The 11826-nt window shown below is 65.7% G+C and carries 8 protein-coding genes; 5 read left to right on the forward strand and 3 right to left on the reverse strand.

The window, feature by feature from the left end; genetic code table 11:
- The first annotated feature begins 56 nt into the window (after window positions 1-56).
- The 3 genes from AC5V87_RS04560 to glpK all read left to right on the forward strand — a co-directional run bounded on the left by AC5V87_RS04560 (window position 57) and on the right by glpK (window position 3113).
- The gene (locus tag AC5V87_RS04560; RefSeq protein ID WP_495370139.1) at window positions 57-830 is read left to right on the forward strand and encodes an SDR family NAD(P)-dependent oxidoreductase; all 774 of its coding nucleotides are present in this window, start codon (window positions 57-59) and stop codon (window positions 828-830) included.
- A 106-nt stretch (window positions 831-936) separates the two neighbouring features.
- Entirely contained in the window at window positions 937-1329 is a 393-nt protein-coding gene (locus AC5V87_RS04565; protein ID WP_495370140.1) for an endonuclease domain-containing protein, read from the forward strand.
- A gap of 278 nt (window positions 1330-1607) precedes the next feature.
- Complete coding sequence (gene glpK, locus AC5V87_RS04570) at window positions 1608-3113, forward strand: glycerol kinase GlpK (RefSeq protein WP_456841149.1); 1506 nt, start codon at window positions 1608-1610, stop codon at window positions 3111-3113.
- 293 nt (window positions 3114-3406) lie between these two features.
- Here glpK and AC5V87_RS04575 read toward each other — a convergent pair whose 3' ends face one another.
- Window positions 3407-4390, reverse strand: coding sequence for a threonine/serine dehydratase (locus AC5V87_RS04575; protein ID WP_495370141.1), 984 nt, complete (start codon window positions 4388-4390; stop codon window positions 3407-3409).
- Between the two features lie 166 nt (window positions 4391-4556).
- On the opposite strand from AC5V87_RS04575, the gene AC5V87_RS04580 reads away from it, so the two are divergent.
- Window positions 4557-5186, forward strand: a complete 630-nt coding sequence (locus AC5V87_RS04580) for a glutathione S-transferase family protein (RefSeq protein WP_456841147.1) — start codon at window positions 4557-4559, stop codon at window positions 5184-5186.
- Window positions 5187-5549: 363 nt separating this feature from the next.
- Here AC5V87_RS04580 and metH read toward each other — a convergent pair whose 3' ends face one another.
- The gene (metH, locus tag AC5V87_RS04585; RefSeq protein ID WP_495370142.1) at window positions 5550-9395 is read right to left on the reverse strand and encodes a methionine synthase; all 3846 of its coding nucleotides are present in this window, start codon (window positions 9393-9395) and stop codon (window positions 5550-5552) included.
- Between the two features lie 6 nt (window positions 9396-9401).
- Entirely contained in the window at window positions 9402-10322 is a 921-nt protein-coding gene (gene metF / locus AC5V87_RS04590; protein ID WP_456841145.1) for a methylenetetrahydrofolate reductase [NAD(P)H], read from the reverse strand.
- A 383-nt stretch (window positions 10323-10705) separates the two neighbouring features.
- On the opposite strand from metF, the gene AC5V87_RS04595 reads away from it, so the two are divergent.
- Complete coding sequence (locus AC5V87_RS04595; protein WP_495370143.1) at window positions 10706-11719, forward strand: LLM class flavin-dependent oxidoreductase; 1014 nt, start codon at window positions 10706-10708, stop codon at window positions 11717-11719.
- The last annotated feature ends 107 nt before the right edge of the window (window positions 11720-11826 follow it).

Raw genomic sequence — 11826 nt, forward strand, 5'->3', positions numbered from 1 at the left:
CGCCCGATCAAGTCGGGCGATGACACCGAGCAAGTGGACGCAGGGAGGCAATAACAATGAAAAACACCCCGTTCGATCTCACCGGAAAAGTTGCCGTCGTCACCGGCTCCAGCCGCGGCATCGGCCGCTCCTCTGCCGAGCTGCTCGCCAGGCTCGGTGCCAAGGTCGTGGTGTCCTCCCGCAAGCTTGAGGCCTGCAAGGAAGTCGCCGACGGCATCAACGCATCAGGCGGCGATGCCATCGTCATCCCCTGCAACATCGCGCGCAAGAACGAGGTCGAGGCGCTGATCTCGGGCGCCACCAAGCATTACGGCAAGATCGACATCCTCGTCTGCAACGCCGCGGTGAACCCGTATTACGGCCCGCTGCTCGACATCACCGATGAAGCCTTCGACAAGATCATGGGCTCGAACGTCAAGAGCAACATCTGGCTCTCCGCGCTCACGATCCCGCAGATGGCGGAGCGCGGCAGCGGCTCGGTCGTCATCATCTCCTCGATCGGAGGCTTGCGCGGCTCGACCGTGATCGGCGCCTACGGCATTTCGAAAGCCGCCGATTTCGCGCTGTGCCGCTCGCTCGCCGGCGAATGGGGCCCGAAAGGCGTCCGCGTCAACTGCATCGCCCCCGGCCTCATCAAGACCGACTTCGCCCGCGCCTTGTGGGAAGACGAAGCCAACCTCAAGCGCCGCACCGCCACCACGCCGCTTCGCCGCATCGGCGAACCCGACGAAATCGCCGGCGCCGTCGCCTACCTCGCCTCCGACGCCTCGAGCTTCATGACCGGCCAGACCATCGTCATCGACGGCGGCGTGACGACGGCGGCGGTGTAGCCTTACACCACTTGGAATTGCATCGCGGCGGCACTTCGCTTACCCTCCCCTGGAGGGGAGGGTCGCTCACGCGCAGCGTGAGCGGGGTGGGGTGAAGCCACGCAAAATGGTCTCGACATCGATCCGACGCGCCGCCGCGAAGAGGCTGCGAGCGAACACGACGCCATACGAGCGGATTCTGTGGCGCGCACTCAAGGAAGTTCCGCTCGAAGGCTCGCACTTCCGCCGCCAAGCGCCGATCGGTCCCTACGTCGTCGACTTTCTCTGCCCAGCCAAACGTCTCATCATCGAGCTCGACGGCGGGCACCACAACGAAGATCGTACTGCAGAGCGCGACCGCGACAGGCAGCGATGGCTCGAGAATGAGGGGTATCGTGTCGTGCGGTTTTGGAATTCCGAGGTCGCCGCCGACTTGAATGCGGTGCTCGAACGTATTTACGTCGAGCTGTACGGATCACGTGAGGCTGAAGCCATCAAATTGAAACATCGGCGCAAATAAAGCTCCGTTGTCTTACCCTCCCCTGGAGGGGGAGAGTCGATCGCGCGCAGCGCGAGCGGGGTGGGGTGATCTCTCCGCACGGGCACTGTTGGATGTGGAGAGACCGTCACCCCACCCCGTCTCACATTTCGCTGCGCTCAATGTGAGCCGACCCTCCCCCTCCAGGGGAGGGTAAGAGGAGAGCCGCCTTGACCTCTTGCCGGCAATCCCGTTTCTTTGGCGCGACACAATGACCCCTCACGGGAAAACGCTCAAAGAAAACGCCAAGGTAAGCCGCCATGTCTTTCGTCCTCGCCATCGACCAGGGCACCACCTCCTCGCGCGCGATCGTGTTTCGCGGCGACATCTCCATCGCGGCGAAGGCGCAAGCCGAGTTTCCGCAGCATTTTCCGGCCTCGGGCTGGGTCGAGCACGAGCCGGAGGACATCTGGACCTCGACGGTGATGGTCTGCCGCGAGGCGATCGAGCAGGCCGGCATCACGGCAAGGGACATCGCCGCGATCGGCATCACCAACCAGCGCGAGACCACCGTGGTGTGGGACCGCGCCACGGGCCAGGCCGTGCACCGCGCCATCGTCTGGCAGGACCGCCGCACCGCCGACATCTGCGCCAGGCTCAAGGCCGACGGTAGCGAGGATGTGATCTCGCAGAAGACCGGCCTGATCATCGATCCCTATTTCTCCGGCACCAAGGTCGCCTGGATCCTCGACCACGTCCCGGGCGCGCGCGCTCGCGCCGCCCGCGGCGAATTGATGTTCGGCACCATCGACTGCTACCTGCTCTGGCGCCTCACGGGCGGCAAGGTGCACGCCACCGATGCCACCAACGCCTCGCGCACGTTGCTGTTCAACATCCACACCGGCCAGTGGGACGACGAGCTCTTGGAGATCATCGGCGTGCCGCGCTCGATGCTCCCCGAGGTGAAGGATTCCTCGGCGCGTTTCGGCGAGAGCACGCCCGATTTGTTCGGCGGCGCTATCGCAATATCAGGCATCGCCGGCGACCAGCAGGCCGCGACCATCGGCCAGGCCTGCTTCCGCCCGGGCATGATGAAGTCCACCTACGGCACCGGCTGCTTTGCCCTGCTCAACACCGGCACGACTCCCGTCGTATCGAAGAACAAGCTGCTCACCACCGTCGCCTACCAGCTCGACGGCAAGCGCACCTACGCGCTCGAAGGCTCGATCTTTGTCGCCGGCAGCGCGGTGCAGTGGCTGCGCGACGGCCTCGGCATCATCAAGCACGCCGCCGAGACCGGGCCTCTTGCCGACCAGTCGGACTCCATGCAGAGCGTCTATCTCGTCCCCGCCTTCGTCGGCATGGGCGCGCCCTATTGGAATCCGCGCGTGCGCGGCGCGCTGTTCGGCCTCACCCGCAACACCGGCCCCGCCGAGCTCGCCCATGCCGCGCTCGAAAGCGTCTGCTACCAGACCTTCGACCTCTGGGCCGCGATGCGCGCGGACTGGCCGAGCTCGGAAACCGCCAGCGTCGTGCTCCGCGTCGACGGCGGCATGACCGCCTCGGACTGGACCATGCAGCGCCTCGCCGATCTCCTGAATGCGCCGGTCGATCGCCCCGTGATCCAGGAGACGACCGCGCTGGGCGCCGCCTATCTCGCCGGCCTCAATGCCGGCGTCTATCCCGAGCCGACCAAGTTCGCCGACAATTGGCGCCTCGAGCACCGCTTCAAGCCGAACATGAGCGAGGCGACGCGCGAGCGGAAGCTCGCGGGCTGGGCGCGCGCGGTGAAGGGCGTGCTCGCGAGCGATGAGGGGGAGGGGTAGGCGTAGGCACAGCCTCGCAGCTCGATGCCGCGAGCCGCGCTCAACTGCCTCCACCTCGTCATTGCGAGGAGCTCTTGCGACGAAGCACTCCAGACCGCCTCTGCGGAAAGATCCTGGATTGCTTCGCTGGGCCTGTCATCGGGCCGCGCAACGCGCGGACCCGTTGGCTCGCAATGACGGAGTATGGCGCGACTGTCGCCTTTGGAAGCGACGGATCGCTGCTCTAGGCGCTCAAAACATCTTCTGCTCCGCCCGCGCCAGCGCGATGACGATTCATCTCAATCTCATCGCGCTTAGCTGTCGAAATTCACCGCATTGGTGTTGGCGCCGCAGACCAGCACCGCGATGCGCTCGCCGGCCGCGGGAAGATAGCGGCCGGACAGCAGCGCGGCAAAGGCGGCTGCGCCGCCGGGTTCGGTGACGAGACGCAGGCGCGACCACAGGGCGGCCTGGGCCTGCCGGATCGCCTCGTCGCTGACGAGCACGACGCGCTCGACATGGGCGCGTGCGATCGGAAACATCAATGCGCCGACGCGCCGCGGCGCGAGACTGTCGGCGGCGATGCCGCCGGCTGGTGCATCGACCGGCGCGCCGGCCGCGAAGGCGGCATGGAGGGTTGGCGACTGCTCCGGCTCGACCGCCACGATGCGCATGCGGCCGGCGCACCATGCCGCGATGCCGCCGATCAACCCGCCGCCGCCGACGGCCACCAGCAGCGTGTCGATGCCCGGCGCATCCTGCTCCAGCTCCAGGGCCACGCTGCCCTGGCCAAGCAGGGTTTCTGCCTGGTCGTAGGCATGGACGGCCAGCGCGCCGGTCTGCGCGACATGCGCTTCGCTGGCGGCAAGCGCATCGGCGTAGCGATTTCCGGCGATCACGAGCTTTGCGCCATAGAAGCTGATGCGCTCGGCCTTGGCCGGCGAGGTGATGTCGGGCACGAAGATCGTGGCGGGAATGCCGAGCCGCTGCGCCGCATAGGCGACCGCCGCGCCGTGATTGCCGCCGGACGCCGCGACGACGCCCGTTTCTGGCACCTGCCGCAGCAGCAGATTGGCGAAGGCGCCCCGCGCCTTGAACGATCCGGAATGCTGCAGCATCTCGAGCTTGAACGTGACGGGCGCCGCCGGCAGGCCGAAATCGGCGAGGTCGGCCTGAATGAGCGGCGTGCGCCTGATATGCGGACGAATGACCGCCTCGGTCGCCGCGATCCGCTCCCGATTGATGTCCATTGTCGCTGTCATGATGGCGTCCTTCATACCGCATCGGAGAGTTGACATCAATTAGGCCTCTGAGCGCGCCAGGCGCGAGCCGCACGTGACGCGTCAAGCGCGCCGTTGCATGCAGGTCAATGCTCCATGCCCAATATCTTCCTTGCGCCGCGTCGCTGCTCTCGCGGATACTGATCGGCCCTGCCGTCTCCATTGAACGAGAAGAGCGAGAACCATGTTCCTGATCGGCCAATATGATTCCCCCTTCGTCCGCCGCGTCGCGATTGCGCTGAAGCTTTACGGGCTCGCCTTCGAGCACCGGCCGTGGTCGACCTTCGGCGATGCCGACAAGATTGCGCCGTACAACCCGCTGCGCCGCGTGCCGACGCTGGTGCTCGACGACGGCGAGGCGCTGATCGAGAGCACCATCATCCTCGATTATCTCGACGAGCTCGTCGGCGAGGCGAAGGCGATGCTGCCGCGCGGCGGCACTGAGCGGCGCAAGCATTTGCGCATCTGCGCGCTCGCCTCCGGCCTCGGCGACAAGGCGGTGAGCCTGCTCTACGAGCGCGTGCTGCGGAAGGAGCAGTTGGCGCTATGGGTCGAGCGATGCCAGGCGCAGATTTCCGACGTGCTCGGTGTGCTCGAGGCCGAGCGCGCCAGGGTGACGACGCCGTACTGGCTGGGGATGCGCATCGGCCATGCCGATATCGCGGTCGCCTGCGTCACCCGCTTCACCCGCGAGGCGCATCCGCGACTGTTCGATGCCGCGCGCTATCCAGCGCTAGCAGCTCACGCCAACCGTTGCGAGGCGCTCCCGCCATTCCAGGAGATCGTGCAGCCGCTCGCCCCGCCGAAGGGGTGAGCCGCCACCCTCCCCTGGAGGGGGAGGGTCGATCGCGCGCAGCGCGAGCGGGGTGGGGTGATCTCTCGACATGGGCAGCGCTTGGATGGAGAGACCGTCACCCACCTCGGTTCGCATTCCGCTTCGCTGCATGCGAACCGATCCTCCCCCTCCAGGGGAGGATGGGGACCGCGCGTGTGGCAAGAGATGAGGGATACCCGCATCTGCCGCAGTTCGACACCGACGCGGCTGGCGATGATGGAATATTACAGCTGTTTTGCCCGACGGAGCAAGTTGTTTTCGGTAAGGCCGAAATTACTGAGATCTTTCAACCCAGCCCTACTGTGCATGGGGTTGTTTTCTCTACCTTGGTTTTGCAGGCGCCTAACCCGCGCCGGCGCGCTTCTTCTGCCAGACGAGGTGGACCGCGCAGGTGCAGCCCGGAGGATGCGAGGCAAGGTCTTTCGGCATCTCGTCGTTCGCCGGCGTGGCGGCGAAGGTCTTGTCCTGCTGCGAGGGGATGTAGTTCAGCACCGGCGCGAGCCAGCGCTCGGTCTCGGCGACCGTCATGCCCTTGCGCGCGGCGTAGTCCTCGACCTGGTCACGCTCGATCTTGCCGACGCCGAAATAATAGCTCTCGGGGTTGGCGAAATAGAGCCCGGACACGCTGGAGCCCGGCCACATCGCAAAGCTCTCGGTCAGCTTCACGCCGGCGGTCGCTTCCGCATCGAGCAGCGCGAACAGCGTCGCTTTCTCGGTGTGATCAGGCTGCGCGGGATAGCCGGGCGCGGGGCGGATGCCTTGATACTTCTCGAGGATCAGCTCCTCGTTGGAGAGCGCCTCGTCCGGCGCGTAAGCCCAGAACTCGCGGCGCACGCGGGCGTGCATGCGCTCGGCGAAAGCCTCCGCCAAGCGGTCGGCCAGCGCCTTGCATAGGATCGAGGAGTAGTCGTCATTCGCGCTTCTGAAGCGATCGGCCACCGCGTCCTCGCCGATGCCGGCGGTGACGACGAAGCCGCCGATATAGTCGGGCACGCCTGCAGGCGCGATGAAGTCGGACAGCGCCGCGTTGAAACGGCCCTCGCGCTTCTCGAGCTGCTGGCGCAGCGTGTGCAGCGTCGCGATGCTCTTGGTGCGGCTCTCGTCGGCATAGAGCACGATGTCGTCGCCTTGCGCATTTGCCGGCCAGAAGCCGATCGTGGCGCGCGCCCGAAACCACTTTTCCTTGACGATGGTGTCGAGCATCTTGCGCGCATCGTCATAGAGCGAGCGCGCGACCTCGCCGACCTTGGCGTCGTCGAGAATCGCGGGGAAGCGTCCGGCGAGCTCCCAGGTCTGGAAGAACGGCGTCCAGTCGATATAGGGCACGAGCTCGGCGAGGTCGTATTCGTCGAAGCTGCGGGTCCCCAAGAAGGTCGGCTTCACCGGCTTGCTCCTGGCGAAATCGACCGGCACGCGGTTGGCGCGGGCATCGCTGAGCTTCAGGCGCTTCTTGTCCGCCTGCGCGCGCAGATGCGCCTCCGAGATTTTTGCGTATTCGGCGCGCACCTCGGCGGCATAGGCTTCGCGCTTCTCAGGCGAGAGCAGCGCGGAGGCGACGCCGACGGCGCGGCTGGCGTCGTTAACGTGCACGACCGGACCGGCGCGATAGCTCGGGTCGATCTTCACCGCCGTATGCACGCGGCTGGTGGTGGCGCCGCCGATCAAGAGCGGCAGCTTGAGGCCTTCGCGCTGCAATTCGCCGGCGAAGAACGCCATTTCGTCGAGCGAGGGCGTGATCAGGCCTGAGAGGCCGACGATGTCGGCCTTCTCCGCCTTGACGGTCTCGACGATCTTGGCGGCCGGCACCATCACGCCGAGGTCGATGACCTCGAAATTGTTGCACTGGAGCACGATGCCGACGATGTTCTTGCCGATGTCGTGGACGTCGCCCTTCACGGTCGCGAGCACGATCTTGCCGGCGGACGAGGAACCCTCGGCGCCGATCCCGTTGGCGAGATTGCGCGCCTTCTCCTCCTCCATGAACGGCATGAGATACGCCACCGCCTGCTTCATCACGCGGGCCGACTTCACCACCTGCGGCAAAAACATCTTGCCGTCGCCGAAGAGATCGCCGACGACGTTCATGCCAGCCATCAGCGGGCCCTCGATCACGTCGAGCGGGCGCGACGAATTCTTGCGGGCTTCCTCGGTGTCCTGCTCGATGAACTCGGTGATGCCATGCACCAGCGAATGCGACAGCCGCTTCTCCACCGGCCATTCGCGCCAGGCAAGATCAGCTTCCTTGGCTTCGGTCTTCTTGCCGCAGAATTTTTCGGCGAGTGTCAGCAGACGCTCGGATGCGCCCGCATCGCGGTTGAGGACGACGTCCTCGCAAGTCTGGCGCAGCTCCGGATCGATGTCGTCATAGACGATCATCTGCCCGGCATTGACGATGCCCATGTCCATGCCGGCCTTGATGGCGTGATACAGGAACACCGAATGCATGGCCTCGCGCACCGGCTCGTTGCCGCGGAACGAGAACGACAGGTTCGACACGCCGCCCGAGACATGTGCGCCCGGCAGGTTCTGGCGGATCCAGCGTGTCGCCTCGATGAAGTCGACGCCGTAATTGTTGTGCTCCTCGATGCCGGTCGCGATCGCGAAAATGTTCGGATCGAAGATGATGTCTTCTGGCGGGAAGCCGACCTTGTTGACCAGGATGTCGTAGGCGCGCTTGCAGATCTCGGTCTTGCGCGCGAACGTGTCGGCCTGGCCGACCTCGTCGAACGCCATCACCACGACAGCCGCGCCGTGACGGCGCGCGATCTTCGCTTCGTGAATGAACTTGTCCTCGCCTTCCTTCATCGAGATCGAGTTGACGACCGGCTTGCCCTGCACGCATTTCAGGCCGGCCTCGATCACCGAGAATTTCGACGAGTCGACCATCACGGGGACGCGGGCGATGTCGGGCTCGGCGGCGACGAGGTTGAGGAACGTCACCATCGCAGCTTCCGAGTCGAGCAGGCCCTCGTCCATGTTGACGTCAATGATCTGCGCGCCGTTCTCGACCTGGTCGCGCGCGACCTGCAGCGCGGCAGTGTAGTCGCCGGCCGTGATCAGCTTGCGGAAGCGGGCCGAGCCGGTGACGTTGGTGCGCTCACCGACGTTGACGAAGGGAATGGCGTCCGTCAGCACGAACGGCTCGAGGCCGGAGAGGCGCAGCTTCGGTGCGATCTCGGGCACGATGCGCGGCTTGTGGGGAGCGACCGCGGCGGCGATCGCCGCGATGTGGTCCGGCGTGGTGCCGCAGCAGCCGCCGACGATGTTGACGAGGCCGTCGCGGGCGAATTCGCCGACGAGACGGGCCATGTACTCCGGCGTCTCGTCATACTGGCCGAACTCGTTGGGCAGGCCGGCGTTCGGATAGGCGCAGACAAGCGTGTCGGCGACGCGGCCGATATCGGCGATGTGTGCGCGCAGGTCTTCCGCGCCGAGCGCACAGTTGAAGCCGATGGTGATGGGCTTTGCGTGCCGCACCGAATTCCAGAACGCCTCCGGCATCTGGCCCGAAAGCAGGCGGCCGGACTTGTCGGTGATGGTGCCCGACACCATCACCGGCATGTCGATGCCGAGCTCTTCGGTGATCTCGGCGATCGCATAGAGCGCCGCCTTGGCGTTGAGCGTGTCGAAGATGGTCTCGACCAGCAGGAGGTCGACGCCGCCGTCGATCAGGCCGCGGATCTGCTCGCCATAAGACTTGCGCAAATCGTCGAAGGTGACGGCGCGGTAGCCGGGATTGGAAACGTCCGGCGAGATCGAAGCGGTTCGATTGGTGGGGCCGATGGCGCCGGCAACGAAGCGCGGCTTGCCGTCCTCGGCCTCGACGCGGCGAGCGGCATTGCCGGCGAGGCGGGCGCCTTCGCGCGCCATCTCATAGACGATGTCGGTGAGATCGTAGTCGGCCTGCGCGATCGAGGTCGTCGAGAACGTGTTGGTCGCGACGATGTCGGCGCCGGCGCGCAGGTACGCAGCGTGGATGTCCTCGATCGCCTGCGGCTGAGTCAGGATCAACAGGTCGTTGTTGCCGCGCAGGTCGCGATGGAAATTCTTGAAGCGCTCGCCGCGGAAGGCGGCCTCGTCGAGCTGCAGGTTCTGGATCATCGTGCCCATGGCGCCATCGAGCACCAGGATGCGCTCGCGCGCGGCGTTGAGCAGGGCAGTTCGCTTGGCGGAAACGGGTACGGTCATTTTCTCTCACGCAGCCTTCTGGGCGCTCTTGGCGCGGATGCCGAGCAAATGGCTGATCGCGAACACGAGATCGGCGCGGTTCATGGTGTAGAAATGGAAGGTGTCGACGCCGTGCTTGGCGAGCTTCTGCACCTGGCCGGCCGCGACGGTCGCGGCGACCAGCTTGCGGGTCTCGGCGTCCTCATCGAGGCCCTCGAACTTCGCGGCGAACCAGTCCGGCACGGTGGTGCCGGCACGCGTCACGAAATTGCGCGCCTGCTTGAAATTGTGCATGGGCATGATGCCCGGCACGATCGGGATGGTGATGCCGCGGGCGCGGACGCGATCGAGATAGCGGAAGTAGAGGTCGTTATCGAAGAACACCTGCGTGATCGCGCGCGTCGCGCCGGCGTCGACCTTGGCCTGAAGCGTGTCGATGTCGGCGTCGAAGTCGCGCGCCTCGGGGTGCTTCTCGGGATAGGCGGACACCGATACTTCGATGTCGGCGTGGCGCTTCTTGATGCCCGCGACGAGCTCGGCCGAGCTCTGATAGCCCTCGGGATGGCTGGAGTAGGGTGTGCCGATTCCGCCGACGGGGTCGCCGCGCAAGGCCACGATGTGGCGGACGCCCACCTCGTGATAGCGGTCGACGATCTCGTCGATCTCGCCGCGCGAGGCGCCGACGCAGGTCAGATGCGCCGCCGGCAGCAGCGCGGTCTCCTTGAGGATGCGCGAGATGGTCGAGTGAGTGCGCTCGCGAGTCGAGCCGCCGGCACCATAGGTTACCGAGACGAATTTCGGGTCGAGCGGGGCCAGCCGGTTGATGGTCTCCCAGAGATTCCGCTCCATCTCTTCCGTCTTGGGCGGAAAGAACTCGAACGAGATCGCAGGCCGCTTCAGGTGCCCGTCTTGCCCCTCAGCGCGGGCAGGAATCGTCAGGTCGGTCATGGCACCACTCACTCCAGATTTTGGCGGCCGGCGGTCAGGTCTAGATTGGGAGAGTAAGATAAGCCAAAGCGGTTGCGCTCGACAGCCCATCGATGATGGGAAGTGGCCCACTTTTGTGGTAGATCATACGAATTATCGCGCGTATGAAAAGTGGGGTGGGAAGCAGGAGTTTGGCGATATGCTCATAAATCAGCGCGCTGTTCCAACGAAAATGGGCTGTTGGAGCGACGTCATCGTGTGGGCAGTGTGAAACTTACGTTGCAGAGGCAGGGTTCGTCCCACTTCTCTAGCTCAGTCCGCCGCCGGCGCTCGCGGCCGGCACACGCCAGACCTGCGCAGTCTGCCCATTGCTGCTGCGCCGGCCTTCATTAGGTTACCACGCCATGATCCCGCTCTCAGTCCTCGACCTCTCGGTCGTCACATCAGGCACCAAACCCGCCGCGGCGCTGCGCAACAGCATCGACCTGGCGCGCCATGTCGACGGGCTCGGCTATGTCCGCTATTGGCTCGCCGAGCACCACAACCTCGCCTCAGTGGCGAGCCCCGCGCCCGACGTGATGATCGGCCAGATCGCGGCGGTGACGAAACATATCCGCGTCGGCTCCGGTGGCGTGATGCTGCCCAACCACGCGCCGCTGGTGGTGGCTGAGCGCTTCAAGATGCTGGAGGCGTTGTTTCCCGGCCGCATCGATCTTGGCCTTGGCCGCGCGCCCGGCACCGATGGCGCCACGGCCTATGCGTTGCGCAGCCGGCTCGACCGCCGCGAGGGCGACGATTTCCTGGAGCGACTGCACGAATTGATCCTGTGGGAGACCCGCGAATTCCCCGCCGGCCATCCCTACAACAACGTCGTCGCGATGCCCGACGACACGCCCTTGCCGCCGATCTGGCTGCTCGGCTCGAGCGACTATTCCTCGGAGCTCGCCGCGCAGGTCGGCATGGGCTTCGCCTTCGCGCACCATTTCGCCTCGCATGACGCCGTCGATGCCATGGTGCATTACCGCAACCGCTTCCAGCCTTCGGTCTGGCGCGCCAGCCCGCACGCGATCCTCGCAGTGGCGGTCATCACCGCGGATACGGACGATGAGGCCGAGAAGCTCGCGACCTCGTTCGATCTCAACCGCCTGCGCCGCGACCGCGGCCAATATCTGCCGCTGCCGAGCGTCGAAGAGGCGCTGGCGTATCCCTACACGGAGGCCGAGCGCAGCTCGATCCTGCGCAACCGCTCGCGCCTGTTCGTCGGCAGCCCGGCGACGGTGCAGAAGAAGCTTCAGCCGCTGATCGATGCCAGCAAGCCGGACGAATTGATGGTGATCACCGCCGTGTACGATCACGAGGCGCGGAAGAAGTCCTATTCACTGCTGGCGGAGGCGTTCGGGCTTAGAGCGGCCGCGTAACGCTCTCGTGCCCCAGCGCCCGTCAGCGGTGCGCTGCTGAGCCGGGGCCCATCGCCCGTCCGGGCATCGCAGCTCCTGGGTCCCGGCTCGCGCTGCGCGCGTCCGGG

Source organism: Bradyrhizobium sp. SOJA106 (assembly GCF_059448745.1).